At 41.8% G+C, this 22,498-nt stretch carries 22 protein-coding genes; 14 read left to right on the forward strand and 8 right to left on the reverse strand.

Going from position 1 to position 22,498, the window contains the following annotated elements; translation table 11 throughout:
- The 6 genes from QRN39_RS16020 to QRN39_RS16045 form a co-directional block, all read left to right on the forward strand.
- On the forward strand, positions 1-593 hold a 593-nt coding region (locus tag QRN39_RS16020; RefSeq protein ID WP_284907647.1), incomplete at its 5' end, for an exosporium glycoprotein BclB-related protein.
- A 138-nt stretch (positions 594-731) separates the two neighbouring features.
- Complete coding sequence (locus tag QRN39_RS16025; RefSeq protein WP_284907697.1) at positions 732-2,327, forward strand: sensor histidine kinase; 1,596 nt, start codon at positions 732-734, stop codon at positions 2,325-2,327.
- A gap of 3 nt (positions 2,328-2,330) precedes the next feature.
- On the forward strand, positions 2,331-3,029 hold the full coding sequence (locus tag QRN39_RS16030; RefSeq protein WP_170966035.1) for a response regulator: 699 nt from the start codon (positions 2,331-2,333) through the stop codon (positions 3,027-3,029).
- A gap of 3 nt (positions 3,030-3,032) precedes the next feature.
- Positions 3,033-4,013: a tripartite tricarboxylate transporter substrate-binding protein gene (locus QRN39_RS16035; RefSeq protein ID WP_284907648.1), complete on the forward strand. Its 981-nt coding sequence runs from the start codon at positions 3,033-3,035 to the stop codon at positions 4,011-4,013.
- A 191-nt stretch (positions 4,014-4,204) separates the two neighbouring features.
- Positions 4,205-5,503, forward strand: a complete 1,299-nt coding sequence (gene citM / locus QRN39_RS16040) for an Mg(2+)/citrate complex secondary transporter CitM (protein WP_050944809.1) — start codon at positions 4,205-4,207, stop codon at positions 5,501-5,503.
- A gap of 168 nt (positions 5,504-5,671) precedes the next feature.
- Positions 5,672-7,303: a M14 family metallopeptidase gene (locus QRN39_RS16045; RefSeq protein ID WP_284907649.1), complete on the forward strand. Its 1,632-nt coding sequence runs from the start codon at positions 5,672-5,674 to the stop codon at positions 7,301-7,303.
- A gap of 72 nt (positions 7,304-7,375) precedes the next feature.
- Here the strand turns inward: QRN39_RS16045 and QRN39_RS16050 are convergent, their stop codons facing one another.
- The gene (locus tag QRN39_RS16050; protein ID WP_050944807.1) at positions 7,376-7,861 is read right to left on the reverse strand and encodes a phenolic acid decarboxylase; all 486 of its coding nucleotides are present in this window, start codon (positions 7,859-7,861) and stop codon (positions 7,376-7,378) included.
- 112 nt (positions 7,862-7,973) lie between these two features.
- Between QRN39_RS16050 and QRN39_RS16055 the strand changes: the two genes are divergently transcribed.
- The gene (locus QRN39_RS16055; protein WP_003214496.1) at positions 7,974-8,531 is read left to right on the forward strand and encodes a PadR family transcriptional regulator; all 558 of its coding nucleotides are present in this window, start codon (positions 7,974-7,976) and stop codon (positions 8,529-8,531) included.
- Positions 8,532-8,635: 104 nt separating this feature from the next.
- Positions 8,636-9,742 (forward strand): nitric oxide synthase oxygenase, encoded by a 1,107-nt coding sequence (locus QRN39_RS16060; RefSeq protein ID WP_284907651.1) that lies wholly within the window; start codon positions 8,636-8,638, stop codon positions 9,740-9,742.
- A gap of 27 nt (positions 9,743-9,769) precedes the next feature.
- On the opposite strand, the gene QRN39_RS16065 is transcribed toward QRN39_RS16060, so the two are convergent.
- Positions 9,770-10,042, reverse strand: coding sequence for an acylphosphatase (locus tag QRN39_RS16065; RefSeq protein ID WP_284907698.1), 273 nt, complete (start codon positions 10,040-10,042; stop codon positions 9,770-9,772).
- A 122-nt stretch (positions 10,043-10,164) separates the two neighbouring features.
- Between QRN39_RS16065 and QRN39_RS16070 the strand changes: the two genes are divergently transcribed.
- Positions 10,165-10,815, forward strand: coding sequence for an MOSC domain-containing protein (locus tag QRN39_RS16070; RefSeq protein WP_003214182.1), 651 nt, complete (start codon positions 10,165-10,167; stop codon positions 10,813-10,815).
- Between the two features lie 42 nt (positions 10,816-10,857).
- Here QRN39_RS16070 and QRN39_RS16075 read toward each other — a convergent pair whose 3' ends face one another.
- From QRN39_RS16075 to map, 3 genes are all read right to left on the reverse strand, one after another.
- Entirely contained in the window at positions 10,858-10,995 is a 138-nt protein-coding gene (locus tag QRN39_RS16075) for a YflJ family protein (protein WP_003214303.1), read from the reverse strand.
- 134 nt (positions 10,996-11,129) lie between these two features.
- Positions 11,130-11,291 carry a hypothetical protein gene (locus QRN39_RS16080; RefSeq protein WP_003214360.1) on the reverse strand — a complete coding sequence of 54 codons (162 nt, stop codon included), beginning with the start codon at positions 11,289-11,291 and terminating at the stop codon, positions 11,130-11,132.
- 124 nt (positions 11,292-11,415) lie between these two features.
- Positions 11,416-12,165: a type I methionyl aminopeptidase gene (gene map, locus QRN39_RS16085; protein ID WP_003213886.1), complete on the reverse strand. Its 750-nt coding sequence runs from the start codon at positions 12,163-12,165 to the stop codon at positions 11,416-11,418.
- A gap of 187 nt (positions 12,166-12,352) precedes the next feature.
- Here map and nagE point away from each other — a divergent pair, with 187 nt between their 5' ends.
- Complete coding sequence (nagE, locus tag QRN39_RS16090) at positions 12,353-13,717, forward strand: N-acetylglucosamine-specific PTS transporter subunit IIBC (protein ID WP_050944804.1); 1,365 nt, start codon at positions 12,353-12,355, stop codon at positions 13,715-13,717.
- A gap of 18 nt (positions 13,718-13,735) precedes the next feature.
- Here the strand turns inward: nagE and QRN39_RS16095 are convergent, their stop codons facing one another.
- Entirely contained in the window at positions 13,736-14,494 is a 759-nt protein-coding gene (locus tag QRN39_RS16095) for a DUF817 domain-containing protein (protein WP_284907652.1), read from the reverse strand.
- 194 nt (positions 14,495-14,688) lie between these two features.
- On the opposite strand from QRN39_RS16095, the gene QRN39_RS16100 reads away from it, so the two are divergent.
- Positions 14,689-15,192 (forward strand): DoxX family protein, encoded by a 504-nt coding sequence (locus tag QRN39_RS16100; protein ID WP_284907653.1) that lies wholly within the window; start codon positions 14,689-14,691, stop codon positions 15,190-15,192.
- A gap of 45 nt (positions 15,193-15,237) precedes the next feature.
- Here the strand turns inward: QRN39_RS16100 and QRN39_RS16105 are convergent, their stop codons facing one another.
- On the reverse strand, positions 15,238-15,825 hold the full coding sequence (locus tag QRN39_RS16105) for a YjgB family protein (protein ID WP_284907654.1): 588 nt from the start codon (positions 15,823-15,825) through the stop codon (positions 15,238-15,240).
- A 99-nt stretch (positions 15,826-15,924) separates the two neighbouring features.
- Entirely contained in the window at positions 15,925-17,907 is a 1,983-nt protein-coding gene (gene ltaS / locus QRN39_RS16110; RefSeq protein ID WP_050944801.1) for a lipoteichoic acid synthase, read from the reverse strand.
- 579 nt (positions 17,908-18,486) lie between these two features.
- On the opposite strand from ltaS, the gene QRN39_RS16115 reads away from it, so the two are divergent.
- The 3 genes from QRN39_RS16115 (at position 18,487) to QRN39_RS16125 (ending at position 22,419) form a co-directional block, all read left to right on the forward strand.
- Positions 18,487-20,145 carry a pyridoxal phosphate-dependent decarboxylase family protein gene (locus tag QRN39_RS16115; protein ID WP_050944800.1) on the forward strand — a complete coding sequence of 553 codons (1,659 nt, stop codon included), beginning with the start codon at positions 18,487-18,489 and terminating at the stop codon, positions 20,143-20,145.
- A gap of 31 nt (positions 20,146-20,176) precedes the next feature.
- Positions 20,177-21,901, forward strand: coding sequence for a methyl-accepting chemotaxis protein (locus tag QRN39_RS16120; RefSeq protein WP_106033230.1), 1,725 nt, complete (start codon positions 20,177-20,179; stop codon positions 21,899-21,901).
- Positions 21,902-22,032: 131 nt separating this feature from the next.
- Positions 22,033-22,419 carry a DnaJ family domain-containing protein gene (locus tag QRN39_RS16125; RefSeq protein ID WP_050944798.1) on the forward strand — a complete coding sequence of 129 codons (387 nt, stop codon included), beginning with the start codon at positions 22,033-22,035 and terminating at the stop codon, positions 22,417-22,419.
- Positions 22,420-22,498: the final 79 nt, after the last annotated feature.

A 22,498-nucleotide genomic window follows, 5' to 3' on the forward strand; every position in this document is an offset into this window, starting at 1 on the left:
TGACCGGGGCCACAGGTGTAACAGGAGATACCGGAGCGACCGGAGTAACGGGAGCCACAGGTGCAACAGGTGCTACTGGATCGAGTGCGATTATTCCATTTGCATCAGGTACCCCTGCTGTCTTGACTACAATTGCAGGCGGTCTTGTTGGAACATCTAGTTTGGTTGGCTTTGGTAGCTCTGCAACAGGCGTTAGCATATTAGGTGGTATCATCGACTTAACAGGTGCAGCAGGTACTCTTTTAAATATGGCATTCTCTGTACCAAGGGACGGTACTATTACTTCATTTGCCGGATACTTTAGTACCACGGCAGCATTGGCTTTAGTCGGCACGAATATCACAGTAACAGCAAGTTTATTTGCTTCACCGACACCAGATAACAGCTTCACTCAAATAGCGAGTGTCACGTTGGCACCACCATTAACTGGGATTCTCGCTATTGGTGCTATTTCAAACGGCATCGCTACTGGTCTGAATGTGCCAGTTACAGCAGAAACAAGATTACTGGTTGTTTTCTCTGCGACTGCAACAGGCTTATCTTTAATTAACACCGTAGCAGGCTATGCGAGTGCAGGCTTATCCATCACGTAATTGAAACAGGGATGACTCAATTTGAGTCGTCCTTTTTTGTTTGAATGAATTTTCTCTTAACTTCGCAAGAAAAAATGATATGATTTTCTTAGAGCTTATTCGATGAATTTAGTTGGATTAGGGGTTGTGGCGGTGAGGATGGGCAAAAGGAAAGTCACTTTACAAACGAAAATTTTGGGATTAATTATCGGGCTTTTGCTTGTTGTCATTGCGTTATTGACCATTTGTTTTGGTTTTTTGCAGACCTCAGAAAGGCAGCGGCAAGCAGAACAGCTGGCGGTGCAAACCGCTAGAACAATCTCATATATGCCGCCCATTAAAACATCGGTGGCCACATCTGCATCGAAAAATGAAGAACAGGTAGTACTTGAGCAAATGAAGGATCAAGTTAGAGCACATGCCATCTTCATTACCAATCAAAAAGGGAAGGTCCTTTTTCATACGAACCATGAGAATGTAGGAAAAACCATCAGTGTATTTAGAGGAAGAAGTACCCTGCTTTTTGGGGGAACCTCCATATCATCGGGTGATTCTAATGGTGAAACCGTTGTCAGAGGCAGTGCCCCGATTATGAAAGAAACAGGCAAGCATGAAGAAATTATTGGCACAGTCACCGTCGAATTTTTAAAAAAGGAAATCGATCAAGCGACCGCCCATCAACTATTCAAGCTTAGCTATATTGCTCTTCTTGTCCTCCTGCCTGGTATATTCGGAGCGATCTTTTTAACAAGAAGTATTCGTAAAGATACATTAGGTCTTGAACCGCATGAAATTGCTACATTATTTCGAGAAAGAGAAGCGATGCTGCTTGCGATAAAAGAAGGGATTATTGCGTTTGACCGTAAAGGCGCGATTACGATGATGAATACATCTGCTGAACACATGCTGCTCGTTTCATCCGAGCTGCCGCTTCATATTGATCAAGTCTTGCCAAAAGCCAATCTCCTTGTCTATTTAAAGGAAGAGACAATTGAACCGAACATAGAAACCGTCGTCAATGATAAAACCTATGTCTTAAATGTGAAAAAAGTGGTGCAGGACAACCGTGTCTTTGGAGGGATTGTGAGCTTCAGGGAGAAAACAGAGCTGACGAAGCTGCTGGATACATTAACAGAGGTCAGCCAATATTCAGAAGACCTGAGAGCGCAAACACACGAATTTTCAAATAAGCTGTACGCCATTTTAGGTTTGCTTGAGCTGAAGCAAGTGGATGAAGCCATTGACTTAATAAAGGAAGAATATACGCTGCAAAACCGTCAGCACGATTTACTGATGAAGCAAATACGATCTCCTAAAATACAAGCCATCCTACTTGGCAAGCTAGGGAAAGCCTCTGAGAAAAAGGTACATTTCCACATCGATGAAAATAGTTCATTGGAGCCGCTCCCAGCACATTTAAGTCTATCTCACTTTATTACCATCATCGGCAATCTCGTAGACAATGCGTTTGAGGCTGTATTGAATCAGGAGAAAAGAGAAGTAAGCTTGTTCATCACAGATATTGGATTTGATATTATCATAGAGGTGTCTGATTCAGGGGATGGTGTCAATGAAGGAGCCATTTCACAACTTTTCACAAGAGGACATTCATCAAAGGGAGAAGGACGAGGCTATGGACTCGCCAATGTCAAAGAAGTATTGGACGAACTTGGGGGCTGGATTGAAATAACGAACCAAAAAGAAGGCGGTGCCATCTTCACTGCATACATACCGAAAGGCACAAAGGGGGAATAAATGGTGATGAAGGTACTCATTGCGGAGGATGATTTTCGAATCGCAGCCATTCATGCATCTTATATACAACAAATAGAGGGATTTCAAGTCGCCGGAAAGGCAAAGAGTGCAAAGGATATGTGGGAGGCGCTTCAAAAGGAACAAGTCGACCTCATCTTGCTTGATGTGTATATGCCCGATGAGCTCGGCACAAACCTGTTGCCGCTTTTAAGAGAACGCTATCCAGAAATAGATGTGATTATTATCACAGCGGCTACGGAAACGACACTTTTAAGAGATGCCCTTCAATACGGAGTGGTTCATTATTTAATCAAACCAGTGACCGCACAAAAGTTTGCGCAAGTTTTAACTGAATATAAAGAGAAGAAAGACATCATCAATTCCAAGGATGAAGTCAATCAAACGATGATTGATTTGTTTTTTGGACAGATGCAGGAAGAGCCAAAGGAACAGGATGACAGAGACCTGCCTACAGGCATCAATTCGCTGACTTTGGACAAGGTGAAAACATTGATGGCATCAGAGAATAATGGAATTACAGCAGAAGAACTAGGAGAAAAGATGGGGGCATCACGTACAACAGCGAGACGGTATGTTGAGTATCTCGTGACAACAGGAGAATGCCGGGCAGAGCTTGCGTACGGAATCATTGGCAGACCAGAGCGAAAATATTATCCTGCCAAAAAGCAAGCGGAGTCTTAAAAGATGAAAAAAGCAATATGCCTTGTCGTGATCATAATATGTCTTTGTATGACGCTCACCTTTAATGAAAAAAAGGGAGGTGACTCTTTCCTACAGCACAGTCCATTATATATTGTGGTGTCTGGTGTCCCTGACGGCGGCTTTGACCAAACAGCTCAAGTGATGAAATCAGTGCTCGAGAAGGAAAAGCTGGTGAAGCGGCCGGTGAATATCCTTTATCAAAGAGGCGGAACGGTGGATAAAGGATGGACATATATGCTGGAGCGAGATACCAACTATATTAGTTTAAATTCAAGCCTATTGTTAAGCCGTAATTTGCTTGGCAGCAGTAACATGACAATGAACGATGTCACACCGCTCGCCATTTTGGCAGAAGAGTGGCAGGTCGTCGCAGTCCCAGTGGATTCTCCCTTTTCAAATGGGAAGGAGCTATTAAACACACTAAAGAAGAAACCGGATTCCTTAAAAATTGGATTTGCCCCAGACTTTGGAAATGATGATCAAATCTCATTCGCACGAGCGGCAGAAATGGGAGGAATTGATCCATACCGCATTCAATTTTTAAAATTTGACAGTGCAGATGATTTATTTCAGGCGCTCATTGACCATGAGGTGGATGCAGCAACAACAACGATTACAGAGGTTCGTCATGATTATGAAAAGAAGAGGCTAAAACTCATAGCGACCACAACCAATCAGCGTTTAGCGGGATTTGAAGATGTGCCTACTTGGAAAGAGCAAGGCATCCCGCTCATCTTTTCTCATTGGCGTGGTGTCATGGGACCCAAGCAAATGAATCAGCACGAGATTCGTGAATGGGATCAGCTTCTTCAAAAAATGACACAGACTAAGTCCTGGAAAAAACAATTAAAGCAAAAGGGCTGGACAAGTCGTTATATGAACAGCAAAGAGGCAAAGATCTTTATGGAAGAGCAATTAAGGCGATATGAGCAGTTTATTCAAGGAGAACAAGCGGTCGAGTGAGACCGCTTTTTTTCATGGAATCCATCAAAACCAAGGTTTGAACAAAATGAACAAAAAGCATTTATCGCCCGAAAAAGAATTAAAATTCATAATATTTACTTCAATTCAGGCGTCAGATATCATGACAGAAAGGGTTGGAAATGGGATACCAACATTTAATGAAAGCGTATACAACATAAGGGGTGAACAAAGTGTTAGCAATCTTAGGATTTCTTATGATGGTTGTATTTATGGTTTTGATTATGACGAAACGTATGTCTGTTTTAACGGCATTGGTGTTAACACCAATTGCATTTGCTCTTATTGCAGGTTTTCATTTTACTGAAATTTCAGACATGATTGTCAAAGGTGTGCAGCAAGTCGCACCGACGGCGGTCATGATCATGTTTGCGATTTTGTACTTTGGCATTATGATTGATGCGGGTTTATTTGATCCGATGGTGGCGAAAATTTTAAAAATCGTCAAAGGCGATCCATTAAAAATTGTCGTCGGAACAGCTGTCCTGACTATGCTTGTTGCACTTGATGGTGACGGAACCACAACGTACATGATTACAACAACAGCGATGCTTCCGTTATTTACGCTGCTTGGCATCCGTCCGATTATTTTAGCGGGAATTGCCGGAGTTGGCATGGGGATTATGAATACAATTCCATGGGGAGGAGCCACACCTAGAGCGGCAAGTGCACTTGGCGTTGATCCATCACTTTTATTTGGTCCGATGATTCCAGTTATTGGTGCAGGGGTTTTGAGCATGATTGTGGTGGCATACTTTCTTGGGAAGTCTGAAAGAAAGCGTCTTGGTGTTATTGAGCTCGAACAGCCGATTCATGCAAATGAAATGGCAGCGGCACTACAGGATGACATCAAGCGGCCGAAACTTTGGTGGTTTAACCTGTCGCTTACGTTGTTATTGGTGCTCCTTCTTGTCTCAGGAAAAGTCAGCTTAACGGTTCTATTTGTTCTTGCTTTCTGTGTGGCAATTATCGTGAACTATCCGAACCTTGAACAGCAGCGTGAGCGGATTGCGGCTCATTCAACCAACGTCTTAGCCATTGCTTCGATGATATTTGCGGCAGGTGTTTTTACAGGCATCTTAACTGGGACGAAAATGGTCGATGAAATGGCAATTTCAATTGTATCTGCCATTCCAGAGCAGCTTGGCGGCTTCATTCCAGTCATTGTGGCGTTAACGAGCGGAATCTTTACGTTCTTTATGCCGAATGATGCATACTTTTACGGGGTCCTGCCGATCCTATCAGAAACAGCGGCAGCATACGGTGTTGATAAAATTGAAATCGCGAGAGCCTCTATTATTGGCCAGCCGATTCATATGTTAAGCCCACTTGTTCCATCCACTCATTTACTTGTTGGACTTGTTGGTGTATCACTGGATCAGCATCAGAAGTTTGGGATGAAATGGGCTGTGCTTGCAGTTGTCGCCATGACGGTCATGTCGGTACTCATTGGGGCCATCTCCATTTGGTAAATAAAAGAGTGTCTGCTACGTGAGCAGGCACTTTTTTTAGGTCATATTGCCGAGCAGGCTCAATTCATTTGCCCTATACAAATCCTCCAAAAGATATATTTTTGAAAAATACTGACACTTTTACTGTTTTTTTCTTTATAATGCAAATCAACGAAGGGAGAGGATAGCATGTCCAACCGAAAAGGCACGATTCTTTTTGCTGCTGTATGTCTCATAGCAGGAAGTTTGTCGATGGTGAGCCCAGCTTCAGCTCATGCAGATACCCCTTATTATGGAAAAAGTTATAAACAACCAGACTCAGTGAAGAAGCTATACCCTGAGCCTGACGAGACGTTCGATACCCCCGCATTTCAGAAAAAAGGAGAAGCCTTCACCACACAAGAAGAGCTTCAACAATTCTTACGTGATATTGTCCGCAAAAGTCCTTACGCTACGCAGAAGCAGATTGGAACATCCATTGAAGGACGGTCCATTCCAGCCCTCTACTTTACAAAGGATCGTCATATTTCTCCACTTTCAAAAAAGCCAACGATCTGGCTTCAAGCACAAATACACGGAAATGAACCAGCCTCCGGTGAATCGGCTCTCGTCATCGCAAAACGATTAGCTGGTGAAGAAGGAGAGCGTATACTCAATCATGTCAATATCATCATTGTCCCGAGAATCAATCCTGATGGTGCTTATGCATTTGACCGCAGACTTGCAAACGGAATGGATGGGAACCGTGATCATATGACATTAGAATCTCCAGAGCTCACAGCCCTGCATCAAGAATTTAATCGGTATGCACCAGAAGTAGTCATTGATGCCCATGAATACGATGTGGGACAAAAGCAGTTTGATGATATCGGCTCAGCGGGAGCCCTCAAATATCACGATTTACTGATCTTATCAGGGAAGAACTTGAATATTCCAGAAAGCATCCGGCTCACGTCAAATGAATTATACGTGAACGGTGTCCGTGAAACGCTGACAAATCAAGGATTTTCAAATGATTTATATTATACAAGCACAAGAGGAAAGGATGGAAAGATCGATCTCTATGAAGGCGGAACGGATGCACGAATTGGTCGAAATGCTCTGGCACTCTCCCCAGCGCTATCCTTTCTTGTAGAAAGCAGAGGGATTGGCATTGGAAGAGAGGACTTTACCCGCCGCGTCGCAGCACAAGTCACCACACATGAAAAAATCATTGAAACAACGGTGAAACATGCAAAGCAGGTGAAGCAGCAAATGGTGACGGAGCGTTTGAAGCTGGTGAAAAAAGGTCTCCAATCGAATGATGACGATCAAGTGGTCATTCAAGATGATTTCAAAGCGCCGGTGGATGATTCGCTTGAAATGGTAGATATTGAAAAAGGACAGACCATCAATGTCCCTGTACGCTTTCACAGTGCGAGCGATGCTACTCCTGTCATGTCGAGAGAGCGACCGACAGCTTATCTTGTTTTACCTGGACATGAAGGGGTAGAACGGAAGCTTCAAACCTTAGGGTTAAAAAGTGTCACATTGCCTGCCAGTGTAAAAGTACCGGTACAAGCCTATCAAGTAACAAAACGAGATGAAAAGAGTAAAACAGATATTCAGCTTGAAACAGAACTCGTCCAAAAGAAACGTCAGCTGCCAAAAGGGACAAAGGTATATTTCACGGCGCAGCCGCAAACGAATTTGTTGTCACTTGCCCTTGAGCCAGAATCAAAAGACAGCTACATGTCATCTGGATTTATTGCTTCAAAAGTAGGCGATGAACTGCCAGTATACCGGTTCTTGCTATCTAAAAGGACGTTGGGCATTAAATAAAAAAGGGCTAAAATCAACATCATTTTAGCCCTTTGTCTACAATCTAGAAGCGGCACAGTGCGTGCTGCTTTTTTATTTTCGTCCTGCTCTTATTTCATCAGTCAAGCCTTCATATGGTGCTTCGGCGATAATGGTTTCGTCATTTACACCTGCATGATGGATATACGTAATGTCCGCAAATTCTGGAACAACATATTTTGGATATGTTTCGTACTTTTCACGAGATTCTTTCATGAGATCGATGTAGTCATTTTGATAGCAAACTGTGATGTCTGGACGTTCATGCACCCATTTTGGGAAGAAGATGACGCCATGCATGCGTTTTTCTTCAGGCATAAAGTTCAGAGAGACGTCTGTCCCAGTTGGCTCTGTCCAAGAAACTTTGTAAACGCCTTTTGTTAGCTTCACAATATTCACTTCTTGATCACGGACCCAGCGGCCTCCAACCATTCCGCTATGAATGCGGTAATCAATGGTATGATCGTTTTTAATGTAAATCTCATATTCCCAGCCATTTTCATACGTATAAATCATATGAAGTCCAACGAATTGTTCCATGTTGATTCCTTCTTTCATTAGAATGATGTTGTTTCAAACATGTCGTGATTTACATGTTTATTTTAAAGCCTGTGGTATACTATTGTCAAAGAATAAACGTTGGAGGCACATCATGAGAGTTTTGAAATATGCCATTCTTGGTTTACTAGATCAGTGTGAGCTGACTGGATACGATATCACCAAACATTTTAAGGATTCCCTTGGACAGTTTTGGAGCGCGAAGCATAGCCAAATTTACCCTGAGCTAAAACGGCTCACAGAAGAAGGGTTTATTGAATTTGATGTTCGTATACAAGGAAAGAAGCTGGAGAAGAAGGTTTATCAAATCACAGAGGCAGGGCAAGCAGCATTGCATCAGTGGTTAAGGACAAAAGACCCGATCCCAGAAACAACAAAGGATGAATTCATGCTCAAAACATTTTTCATCTCCTCCATGGACAAAAAAGAAGCAGCTGATCTGTTTACACATCAACTGCTAGAGCGCACGAAGAAAGTCGACATGCTAAAGCAGAAGCTGCATGCGTTAACAGAGGAAGATCCTGGGGCTGAATCGCTTCATTCAGCGCAATTTGGGCATTACTTAGTGCTGACAAGGGCAATTGAAAGAGAAAAAGGCTATGTCCGCTGGCTCGAGCAAACCCTTAAACGGATTGATTCATCCTCGCTCTAAGGACAATGGTCGGATGATATGATAAAAAATGGTTTGAAACTAGTGAATTTATAAATAGAAACCGCTACAATGGATATATTCGTATTAAAGTGAGGCGAGTATGTTTGAGTAATCAAGAAGCGTTGTGGAATGAAGCAGAAGCTTTTATTTCTGTATGCTATGAAGAATTGGGCAAGTCAAATGAAGAGAAAGCAGCACGTCTGCATGAAATAAAACAAGAAATTAACTCTAAAGGGACGTATACTCACACACAAGAGGAATTGGCGCATGGAGCGAAAATGGCGTGGCGCAACAGCAACCGCTGCATTGGCCGTTTATTTTGGTCAACCCTGCATGTTCACGACTGCCGTCATGTGAAGACAGAAGAAGAGGTGAAAGAGGCACTCTTTCATCATATTGAGTATGCGACCAATGATGGGAAAATCAAACCATCCATTACGATCTTTCCTCCAGAAAATCATGCGCAAAAGGAAGTCGTCATTTATAATCATCAGCTCGTTCGTTATGCAGGCTATGAGACGGAGTACGGCATCATCGGCGACGAGGCTTCTCTTGAATTAACAAAGTTGTGTGAAGCCCATGGCTGGAAAGGGGAAGGCACGCATTTTGATATCCTGCCTCTCATGTTTCAGCTAAAGGATCAACCGCCAGTTTTGTATGAGCTTCCGAAAGAAATCGTCCAAGAAGTCGAGATTACCCATCCTGAATATGAAGGATTTCGTGATTTAGGACTGAAATGGTACGCCGTTCCGATTATTGCTGATATGAAATTGGAGATTGGCGGTATACATTACAATGCAGCGCCGTTTAATGGCTGGTATATGGGCACAGAAATTGGCGCACGTAATCTAGCCGATGAAAATCGCTACAATATGCTGAAAAAAGTCGCTTCGATTTTAGGACTGGACACGACAAAGAATGCGTCGCTTTGGAAGGACAAAGCCATTGTCGAGTTGAATGTGGCGGTTCTCCATTCTTACCGAGAAGCAGGGGTGACCATTGTTGATCACCATACAGCAGCACATCAATTCAAACAGTTCGAAAAGCAGGAAGAAAAGGCTGACCGTAAGCTGACTGGGGACTGGACTTGGCTGATTCCACCGGTATCACCAGCTGCTACCCACATCTTCCACAAGCATTACGACAATACCATTGTGAAGCCGAATTATTTTTATCAGGAAAAGCCCTATCATGGAACAGAAAAAGCCTAGCGAAAGCTAGGTTTTTTTATGAAAACTTCATCCCTTGATGCGAAAATCCTGATAATGAGCGAACTCAGTGAGCGGCTCCATCTGCATATCTGTGACCTTTGAAAAAGGGCTTCCTTTCCGGACAGTCTTTAAGAAATCAAGCACTTCCTGCTGCTCACCCTCTACCTTTAACTCGACATGCCCTTCATCTGTGTTGCGTACCCAGCCTTTCATCCCGCGATTGACGGCTTCTCCTTGTACAAAATAGCGAAAACCGACTCCCTGCACCCGTCCTGTGACAATGGCATAATAATGAATCAATGTCATCTCTCCTTTTTTCTCATCGTACCATAGCATCTAACTGACCTTCACGCATCGACTATGATTTCATTGTCTAACGATGTAAAATAATAGCCATGAGACAATCAAAGGAGATGGTCATCGTGGGACAGAAGAGATACGACATAGTAGGAATTCAAGTAGGACAACCCATCACGACCTATGCAAACGGAAAAGAAATCAAAACAGCCATCAACAAAAAGCGAATTCATGAGCCTGTCTATTTGAGTAAGGTCAATTTTGAGGGAGATGGTCAAGGTGATTTGGTTCATCATGGAGGATATGATAAAGCCGTCTGCGTCTTTCCATACGATCATTATGCTTATTTTGAGCAGTTTTTAGGGGTTCCGTTACAGGAAGCTGCCTTCGGTGAGAATGTGACCGTGCACCAACTAGTTGAAACAGAAGTGCGGATTGGCGATGTATTTCAGCTTGGAGAAGCACTTGTTGAAGTGAGTCAGCCAAGACAGCCGTGTGTGAAACTATCTTTTAAGCATGGCAACATGAAGCTTGTAAAGGAAGTACAGCAAACGGGGTATACCGGCTTTTATTTACGGGTGCTGAAAGAAGGCTTAGTGCCTGCTGATGCTTCTCTTGTATTAGTAGAAAAAGCACCTCATCACATTACAGTCCATGAAGTGAACGAGGTCAAATATCGTCAAACAAGTCCAGAGAGGCTAAAAGCCGTTCTTGAAGTAGATGCCTTAGCAGATGTCGTGAGGAAGTCTTTAGAAAAACGAATTCAGCCCATTTAAAAAAAGCCGTACATCAGCATAAGATGTACGGCTTTTAAGCGCTTATGAGCTAGGTTTCTTTTGCTCAAGAAGATTTGCAAGGAAATATGTTTTTAAGCTTTGAAGCTTTCTTCCTTCATGCTTGGTCACACCAAGCTTCTTTAATTCTTCGACATACCAGCCTTTGCTACCATAATGCATGATAGAAAACTCCTTTCAATTGAAACTGCCTGCATTGTAACATCTCAAAAAAGGACGTGAAAAGTGTGCAGGTATGAATAAATGAAAACTGATTCTATCTTCCTATGATCCATGTATATGCTGGAAATGATCATTTATGAATTTGGCGGGTTGAGGGTAACGATGATCATGCCCACTGTCATAATCATGATGACAATACCAAGATAAGTCATCATGGATTGTTTTTTCTTAATACCTACAACCGTTAAGATAATACTTTCAATCAAAAAGATAACGCCGATGATGATGAACCACATATCAAATAAGACCCCTTTCGCATATCTTTGCCTATTTTACCACAGGCATTTTTGTTTAGTCGTGACAGATTCGTGAAAGGGAAACGAAAAGGATCCCCTCCAATGAAAAAGGGGATCAGCTGGCTTATAGCTTCGTTAATATAATCGGTTCGTCTTTTGTGATGACAATGGTATGTTCAATCTGTGCGACTAGGCTTTTATCTGGTGTTTTAAAGGTCCAGCCGTCATCAGCCTGATAAATCGATTCAGCATTTGTTGAAATAAAAGGTTCGAAGGCGATCACGGTGCCATTCTTAAACAAAGCATTATCGAATGGATCATAATAGTTCAAAATATGGTTAGGTGCTTCATGCAGATTTTTCCCAATACCATGTCCTGTCAGATTTTTAATGACAGTAAATCCTTGTTCTTTTGCTGTATTGTAGACCGCACGGCCAATTTGGTTTTGTCTTTTACCGGCTTTTGCATGCTTTAATCCTTCAAGGAATGCATCCTCTGCACACTGGCATAATGCTTCAAGACGAGCATCACCTGTACCTAATACGAATGAAATACCGGTATCGGAATAATAGCCGTCCAGCTCTGCTGAGATATCAATATTGATGAGGTCGCCCTCTTGTAAAATGGTTTTTTCACTTGGAATACCGTGAGCAACTTCATCGTTCACGCTGATACAAGTCGTCCCAGGGAAGTCATATTCCTTTTCGGGTGCTGAATTCGCCCCATGTTCTTCTAATATTTTTTTCCCAATCAAATCTAGTTCTTTTGTAGACATGCCTGGTTTCGCTTGGCTTTTCATTTCTTCTCTTGCCAAAGCGACAATTCGGCCGACTTTTTTTAAGGCTTCTAACTCATGATCATGTTTGACAATCACTGTTCATTCCCGCTTTCTATAACTTCATTCTATTCAATAGCTTACCACATTTTACGCAAAAAGAGTAAAGAGCGGAATTCAAATGAATGTGGACAAATTGGTATAGATAACTAGACGTGCATATGATATATTTTTTATGAGCATCATGGACGTTTAGTCATGATGATGACAAAGGGGGAGAAGGCAAATGGTGTTTCAGTTTTTTCAAAAGCTAGGCAAATCTTTTATGCTTCCAATCGCTGTACTTCCAGCAGCAGGGATTATTTTGGCTATTGGGCGGGAGGATGTATTCGATATCCCGTTTATTCATGCGGCTGGAAATGCCATTTTTGCAAACTTGGCTTTAATTTTTGCAATGGGGATAGCGATCGGCATTGCAAAGGATGGTAACGGGGCAGCGGCATTATCAGGTGCAATCTCTTATTTTATTTTATCAGCTGGTACAACGTCGATTAATTCAACGAACAATATGGGGGTATTGGGCGGTATTTTATGTGGGCTATTGGCAGGTTATGTGTACAATCGCTTCAAGGATACGAAGCTGCCCGAATACTTAGGTTTCTTTAGCGGAAGACGGCTTGTGCCGATTATGACCGCACTTTTCACCATTTTATTAGCAGCCGTTTTCGGATTTGTATGGCCTCCGATTCAAAGCGGGATCAATGGTTTAGGAGAATGGATTTTAAGTCTTGGTGCAACGGGTGCAGGGCTGTTTGGTTTCTTTAACCGCTTGCTCATTCCATTAGGGCTTCATCATGTGCTGAATAACTTATTTTGGTTTCAATTCGGGGAATTCAGCGGGGCAACAGGAGATCTAGCGCGATTCTTTAAAGGAGATCCGAGCGCGGGTGTCTTTATGACTGGTTTCTTCCCAGTGATGATGTTCGGTCTGCCAGCGGCATGTTTAGCCATGATTGTGACCGCAAAGCCTGAAAAGCGAAAAGCAACGGCTGGCCTGATGATTGGTATGGCGCTTACGTCATTTATTACAGGGATTACTGAACCAATTGAATTTTCATTTATGTTTTTATCTCCACTCCTATATGGTGTCCATGCTGTACTAACGGGTCTTTCGCTCTTTATTGTGAACATTCTCGGGATTCATAGCGGCTTCGCTTTTTCAGCAGGAGCAATTGATTACGTTTTAAGCTTTGGCATTGCACAAAAACCACTCATGCTGCTTGGGGTTGGGGTGCTTTATGGCATTGTGTACTTTGTCGTTTTCTATTTCCTCATTAAACTGTTAAAGCTCAAAACACCGGGTAGAGAAGATGAGGACATTGAAGATATTGCAGCCGATGATACGAAGACGGCAGGTGCGAGTATACTTTTAGAGGGACTTGGCGGCAAAGACAATATCACCGCCATTGATCATTGTGCCACCCGCCTGCGTTTAACAGTAGAAGATACACATTTATTAAATGAAGGCACATTGAAAAAAGCAGGTGCCAAAGGGGTACTGACTTCAGGGAAAACCTCCGTACAAATCATCATTGGAACGAATGTAGAATTTGTCGCAGATGATCTTCGCAAGGAAGTCGATCGAGATTAAAAAAAGCGTTCAGCCAGGTCAAATCGGCTGAACGTTTTTTTGTTTGCGCTGTTCGATGACGAGCACAATACTGATCACAACAAGTAAAAACCAAGAACTGATTTTCCCAAGATGGACGAGAGACCAAGCGTGCTGTTGATTTGGATATTGCCATGCCCCTAAAAAGGTGGTGACATTTTCGGCAATCCAAATAAAGAAACCAATCAGCAAGAAAGAGACGACAAGCGGCATTCGGAAGGTAGAAGAGCCAACCTGAAACGAGACGGACGTTTTTCGAAATACGACAACAAGCAGTAATATCAGCCACCACCTGACATCATAGAGCCAGTGATGCGTAAAAAAATTGAGATAAATACACAAGCTAATCCCAATTGAAAGAAACGGATGGGGCCATGAACTGACCTGCACGTGAAGCCGGGACAGTGCCTGATAAATATAGCTTGCTACACTCGCATACATAAACCCGCTATAGAGCGGAACCCCAAATACCTTCATATAAGCCTCTTCAGGATAGGACCAAGAACCCATATGAACTTTATACAATTCTAAGCCAATACCTATTATGTGAAATAGACAGATCACCTTCAATTCATTCAATGTCTCCAGCCGAAGCGTCAGCATGAGTATCTGGGCAAGAAGGCAAAGCAGTAGAATGAAATCATACCGGTGTAGAAAAGGAATCGTCACTATCTTTGATAGGGCAAGCGCTGCAAAGATCATGACGGGGAATAGACACGACATCGCCTGTAAGTAAGCAAACTGGAATAATGTTTTCATACAAAATGAAACCTCTTTTCATTGTCTGAAATGACTAAGACGGATTTAGCAAGGGAAAAGTTACCTCAACTAGATATTCATGAACAATTTGTGAATACGTATGTGAAAAAGATCACAAATTAGTTTTAACATAGTATAATAAGATCATAAAGAAAATGTGAAGAAATTCACATAAATTAAAGGGAGGCATCATCATGTTTACAAAATTCTTACAAACGAATGTATGGGCAGCGGTTATCCTTTTGGCAGTAAGACTTTATATCGGTTGGACTTGGCTCACATCTGGTATAGGAAAACTAACAGGCGGATTCGATGCATCAGGATATTTACAATTTGCGATAGCTGAACCTGTTGTCAAAGATGGAAACCTTGTGTATCCGTTCTATGTATGGTTTTTAGAAAATGTCGCTTTGCCGAATGCTGGACTATTCAGTGCCATGGTCATGTGGGGAGAAATTTTAGTAGGTCTAGGATTAATTGTTGGATTATTCACAACAACCGCAGCGTTTTTCGGAAGCATGATGAATGTCTCTTTCTTACTAGCTGGTACCGTCTCTGTCAACCCGCTTCTTCTGCTCATTGCCATCGTCATCATGGCTGCGAAAGGAAATGCAGGCAAATTTGGACTTGATTATGTCGCAGGTCCCGTCTTGAAACGAACTATGAAAAGAAAGCCGCATTTAGAAGTGGCTTCATAATAAAGAAAAAGCATCCTCAGCTTCTGCTCAGGATGCTTTTTTTATTTAGGAATCAGCTTTCACCAGATTAATATGCAGGACGGTGAGCTTCTGCTGATTTATATCTGGGTCATTTCCGGCGATAAATTCCAGCTCATAATCTCCAGTTCGGTACACGTATTTTTTCTCTTTTGTCTGAGGGATGGTGCTGACTGAATCCGCCGGTCCAAGTTGTTTCTTTAATAGGGAAGGGGTCATTCCGCCGATATTCGTTTCTTTTTCTACATTTGTACCGAAATAACGGATTTCGTCAATTTTGCCTTTTGCATCATAATGAAAAGCAAATCCCGGATTCCCCATTTCAGCATGATACAAATCAAAGCTGCTTTGACCTGTTTCTGGATATGGATTTCCTAGTTTATGATGGACATCCATCTTTGTTTGAACTCCAATTTTAAGACCTTTTGCATAATACGGCATTTGTCCTTTATGTGCCAGCTCATAAATGTTGTTTAGTGCGGTTTTCGGACCTTGAGGAACGGATTGTTCGACTGCTGTTTTGGTCATGGCGTGTGCTGAGACTGCAGGACTGAATCCAATGAGGCAGGACGTAGCGAGTGAAGCAGTCATGACAAAAGCGGTTGTTTTTTTCATCATAAATCCCTCCTTCTTCTTTCTATACCCGGTGCAATAGGGGTCAAACGTAAAAAGAACCAGCTGATCATGGATCGGCTGGTTCTTAAAATGAGAAAGTTATTTTGATGAAGTGCCGGATTTATCTTTGGCGGAAGAGGAATCTTCTTCATCCTGTACTTTCTTTGTATAGTCATATTGATTGCGGTCAATCGGTGTAAAGCCTTTAGGCTTGTAGAAACGGAGTAAATCTTCGGTGACGATCTTATCAGATGTCTCAAGCATCTTTTTCACCGTTTCATTTTCTTGTGATGCCTTATCAGTCGGCTCGATTTTCTCGCCTGTTTTGTTGCTGTAATAGTTATTGCCTACTTTTGTGTAATCCTTAGAGACGAAGTCACCATTTCTAAATGGCACTAGCTCCTTGAAATTTTTTGATAAGATATCAGAACCAGACATTAAATAGTTCTTCGTATCATCACCAAGCAGGTGCAGAAGGGTTGGTGCGACATCGACTTCACCAGAGTATTTATGAATCTGTCCGCCTTTTACGCCTGGTACATGAATAAAGAGCGGTACGCGCATGAGTTGCGCATTTTCATAATCTCCGATTTTTTGTCCTGTCACTTTTTCCATCGCTTCATTGTGGTTTTCAGAAATGCCGTAATGGTCTCCGTACATAATGACGACTGTATTGTCATAGAGTCCAGACTTTTTCAGGTCGTTGAAGAACTGTTCAATCGCTTCATCTAAATAATGAGCCGATTGGAAATAGTTATTGACGACAGAGTCTCCGAAGTCACCAGGTTCAAAATCGGTATCCCCTTCATCCATTCCAAATGGGAAATGGTTCGATAACGTAATAAATTTCGAATAAAACGGCTGCTTCAAGTTTTCAAGCATTGGCATAGATTCTTTGAAGAATGGTTTGTCTTTCAGCCCATAGTTCTTCGTATCTTGCTCGTTCATATCGTAATACTCAGAATCGTAAAATCTGTCATATCCAAACGACTTAAACATTTCATTACGGTTCCAGAAGGTTTTTGTATTGCCGTGGAATTCTGCTGACGTGTATTGATCCTTCTTCAAAATGCCAGGAAGTGCTTGATACGTGTTTTGCGCTTTGTTAATAAAAACAGAGCCTTGTGATAATGGGAATAGCCCAGTATCCATCATAAATTCAGCATCAGACGTCTTTCCTTGTCCTGTTTGATGGAAGAAGTTATCAAAGTAAAACGTTTTGTTGTTGTGTGCCAATGAATTAAGGAATGGCGTTACTTCTTTTCCGTTTACTTTGTAATCAATGACAAAGTTTTGCAGAGATTCAAGAGAAATCGTAATCACGTTCATGCCTTTCGCTTTCCCGTAATAAGCCGGGTTAGGATCAGCGCTGTTCGCTTTTAAATAGTTCTCTACATCTGTCACGTCATTTGAATTTGCCAGAGCGCGCTGGCTGTTTGATTTCACATTTTGAATGGCATCAAACACAGTAAAGTTATAAGCACCTAAATATTTCACTAAATAATTGCGGTCAAATGATCTTGATAAAAGTTCTGGACGATCAATCTCTGCAGCGACTAAATTCATCACAAAGATGACAACAGAGGACACAAGGACGAGTCTAAACGATTTTGACTTTTGAACAGGTACAGTAGCTGTACTTGTTTGCTGCTTCTTTTTCATGCGGACTGCGAGTACGATCAAAATGATGGTATCCATAAAGTAAAACATATCAGTCCAACGCATGAGTGAAAATGCACTATCACCTAATTGTCCGCCATTCGTTCCTGCCTGCATCACGGTAGGCAGCGTGATAAAGTCATTGAAGAATCGATAGTACACGATGTTTGCGTATAGTAAAAAAGACATGAAAAAATGAATCACAATGATAGCGGCAGGCTGCCATTTTTTCTTGAACAATAAAGCAAAGCCAAGAAAGAACAAGCTGGAGCTAATAGGATTCACGAAAAGCAAAATATGCTGAAGCACATTTGATATACCAAGTTTAAATTCAATTAAATACGCTGAATACGTTTTGAGCCACAGTAAAATGACTGCAATAACAAAGAAGCCGAGGCCTCGTTTTTGAATAAATGTTTTCATAAAAACACTCCTTTTCTCCGATACACGGAAGAGGCGGAACGAAAGAAAACGAACCATTAGAATATACCATGAAATGATCAAATAGAAAAGTGATAACCGGCGAAGAGTGTCTAGCAGCTCGTCCGCGCAATAAAAGGGTGGAAAACGAAAATATTCGCTCTTCGAAAAACTTTTTATGAAATTCATCCTATTATTAACAGAAAATTCAGCCGTTTTCCAGTTGCTATATCAATAAAACAGGTAAAAAGGCACGAGTCTAAAGAATTAATTTGGTTTCTACAATGATGATTTAGAGTGTATTTCCAGTGTTTCTTAATGTTTATGCAGGTTAAGTAAAAAAAATGAGAAGAAGAATGGAGAAAGAACATGGATGAAATTTCCTGATATAAGATATATCGATATATTTTTTTGTTTCATCAACATAATGGTTTTTATGTGTTTTGTAAGGGTTTTATTTATTTTGATGAATGAACAAATTATCTAAATATACTTAAGTGAACATTTCGAGACTATAAACTTTTGAAATGGGGTCGATATAGACTTTGACAGGAAATCTTCCATTGAAAGGATTGATAGTATATGACTGTACGAGCAAACAACCTCGTTCAGAACTGGTTTCCGAGTGAGGACGGAAATGCAGCAGAGCGTAAAGAACTCATCAAATTGATGGAGCAGATTGTTTCAGGGGTCGATCACCTGAAAGATCCGAACCGTGCTCACCTAAAGGGTGAAAAGAATCGTGAGGAGGATTTTTATCAAAAGCTCACTGAAACAAGTCAAATTCCGTTGAACGGCCAACAAGCGGAACTTGTGAATGAAGAATTACTGAAGCTTTTACATAACCATCCTTACCACACAAAGTATTTCTTCACGAACATTTTGCCAATGGCAAGTACACCAGGAATTCTAGGCATGCTGACGGCGATGCTGGTAAATGGAAACAACCTATGGGATGTTTATGGACCAGCAGGAGCGGAAGCTGAGGTCAGAGTGGTCTCAATGATGTCTAAGCTCATCGGATATGATCCAAGTGTGAGCGGGGGATATACAACATGGGGAGGTCAAGGAGCCATTTTCTCAGGACTGCGTTTAGCGATTGCAAAAGCTGCGCCGGAGTCACTGCGAAAAGGTGTTCCACAAAACCTTTATGCGTTTTGTTCTGATGCGGCACATTACAGCTTATTTAAGTCAATGGAAGCAACAGGACTTGGCACAGACAACTTGATCAGAATTAAAACGAATAAAGATCATTCGATGGATATGGAAGATTTGCGTTGTCAAATGGAACGTGTTGCACAAAATGGCGGAATTCCCGTTTATATTGTCGCAACAACCGGAACAACAGATGCCATTGCAATTGATGATGTAAAAGGGGTACGTGAAACAGCGGAAGCCATTGCTGAGGAGTATGGTCTAAAGGTGCCGCATATTCATGCGGATTCAGCGCTCGGCGGATTCTTTGCTTTCTTTAATGAGTATGATCTAGCTGAAAACCCGCTGCAATTCTCAGACGGTGTTCTTCGTATGCTAAAAGAAATCAAAGCGAAATTCCAGCATCTTTCTCTTGCTGACACGATGTGCTTTGACTTTCAAAAGCTCGGCCAAACACCTTACACATCTAGTTTATTCTTAGTGAAAAACGCGGCAGACCTAAAGCGTTTAGATCTGGAAGAACAAGAGACACCATACGTTGGTCATAGAGGCTACGGCGAATACCATACAGGTTATACGCTGGAATGCTCAAGAATGGGAAGCTCGATCAGTATGCTGAGTGTGCTGTTAACGTTTGGAGTTGAAGGCTACCAACGCTTGCTCGGTCAATTCTTAGAGGTGAACCTTGCCTTCAGAGAAGCACTCAGTCAAGAAATTCCGCAAGCAGAAGTCGTAAATGATGACAATGTCGGAATGGCTACATTATTTAGAATTTACCTAGACGGCTCACCGCGCTTTCAAGAAGAAATTTCAGGCGAAGCGACGGCAATGGAAATTGAGCGGAACAATGAATTGAACAAAATGCTGTTTGAAAAGCTTGGAGAAAAAAGAGACGAAATGTTCTTTGGTGATACAACGAAGTTTTTACTTGTAAATGCAAAAGAAGGACAAGAATTCTATCTAAGCGTTAGTAAGTTTTTTGTCATCTCACCTTATACGTTACCAGAGCATATCCCACATATCGTATCTTATTTAAAAGATGTGATCGCATCTGTTTGTGGACAATTTGAACATGTACATGCTTAAATCAAATCTGAGAGTGGAGATGTAGGAAAAAATGGCGAAACAAAGGAAATTTGGAGGATACACCATATCCTCTAAAATCATGTCAGTCGTTGTCGTAACATTACTCGCAACCGTTGCACTATTCGTTCTAACATTTTATCTAGTCAGCCAGGATTTATCATCCCAGTTATTAAAGCAATTTGATTATCGATTAACAACAGATGTTGATACAGCGAAGAAAGAGATCGATAATCTGGATGGGAACGTCCTTGGTATTAGCGGGAAAGATGACCCTCTTTATGTGGAGGTCAAAAAGAAATTCACAGAGCTTCAAAAAGATCATACGCTTGAGAACTTATACGTGCTATCTAATAAAGGCGGCAAAGAAAGAATTATTATATTAACCGGTGAAGAAAATGACTTTGATCAAGATTATGCCTTTTCAGATGAGATGAAACAAGCGCTCTCTGAAGATAAAATGGTCAAAAGTGATATTTATAAAGATTCATTTGGTACACATAAATCAGTCTTTTTGCCAATCAAGGATTCAGGCGGTGAGCTGACAGGGATTTTAGGCATTGATTTAGATGCGTCTGTCGTGCCTCAAACAACGCAGAAGTTGATGATCTATATCACAGTGGCATCTGCTATTGTGCTCATCGGTGGATTACTCTTCTCATTCTTTATGGGAAGAAGAATTGCGAAACCAGCACGTTCCTTGATGGAATCAGCAAACCGAATTGCTGACGGTGATTTAACTGGTATGGTAGAGGTTGAAAGTAAAGACGAGATCGGCCAGCTTGCCGCATCCTTCCAAAAGATGCAGGGGCGGATCAAAGAGCTCATTTCGAAAATCTCACACTCATCTAGTGAAGTGTCGAAAATGTCTTCACAGCTTCGTACAGTGACGACCGAATCAAGTCAAAGTGCGCAGCAAGTATCAGAAGCTATGACGAATATGAGTGAAGGAATCAATGATTCTGTCGCAAATATTACGGATTGTACGACATCCGTTGCAGAGATCGATACTCAAATCGAAGGCGTCACAAAAGAAGTCGATGAAATGAAATCTGTTTCATCTGACGTACAAGAGCAGTCAGAATCTGGTCAAACATTAGTGAACCATGTGCTTGATCATCTGAATATGCTTCATGACAAGATGACCAACTCAAAGCATGCAGCAGAAGAATTACAATCTCATTCAACGGAGATTGAAAGTGTCATCTCAATTATTACAGACATTTCGGCCCAAACGAATCTGCTTGCACTGAATGCTTCAATTGAAGCGGCACGTGTTGGAGAAGAAGGAAAAGGCTTTGCTGTTGTGGCAGATGAGGTGCGCAAGTTAGCTGAGCAATCAGCGGATGCGGCTAAAACTGTTTCAGACCTCGTCATCGGCACACAGGAAAACAGTCAGCGCGTTCTTGAAAGCGTAGAGGAAAGCAGTAAAGCAGTGGAAGAGGGACGCGTACAAATGGAAGGCACGTCACAAAATTTCGCTTTGATTTACGACGGTGTGTCTCAATTTGCAACAAGAACGAACAATTTGCTTGCTTCTATTAAGCAAGTAGAACGAGCATATCAAACGATTTCTACATCGATTGAGCAAATTTCTGTTGTATCGGAAGAACATGCAGCCAGCTCTCAAGAAGTAGCGGCAGCAACAGAACAGCAAAGTGCTGGCATGCAGCAAATTTCAAGTGCGATTGAACAGCTCTCTGATATGTCAGAGGACTTAGCACATATGGTTTCTACTTTTAAAATCGACAATAAATAACGAGAAAGGGCTAAAATGATCTTGATTTTAGCCCTTTGTCTTATGTTCAGCGTAGCTGATGCTGACTCTTGTGAGAGAGTCAGCTTTTTTGCTATGCTTAATCAAATCGTTTCAGACGAAAGGAGAACGCCATGGATTTTGCGCAGAGATTATCAGAAGAACGGATCAAAAAAGCGATGGATAACGGGGCTTTTGAAGGATTATCTGGCTTTGGCAAACCTCTACCTAAAGATGACGCTGCTCATGTGCCTGAAGAACTAAGAATGGGCTACCGGATGTTGAAAAATGCTGGCTTTGCTGGGGAAGAAACAGCACTGAAAAAAGAACTCATGACCGTCAAAGACCTACTTCACTCCAGTATAGACGGAGAGGAAAGAAAAAAGCTTTCTCTCATATGTGAAGAAAAACAAAAACGACTGGATGAACTCACATCTAAGCGCCAAACTTTTGCTCGTCCAGCCTCCTCCTTTTATAAAAACAGGGTCTACGAAAAATTAGTGGAGCATAAAAAAAGATGATGACACGCAGCCTCTCCTGAGCACATTGAGGGGGCTTTTTTTATGAAAGCGCTACATTTTGTTATTGACTACATGTATA

This window comes from Bacillus sp. lyk4-R2A-2 (assembly GCF_030209735.1).
Taxonomy (GTDB): Bacteria; Bacillota; Bacilli; order Bacillales; family Bacillaceae; genus Bacillus; species Bacillus pumilus.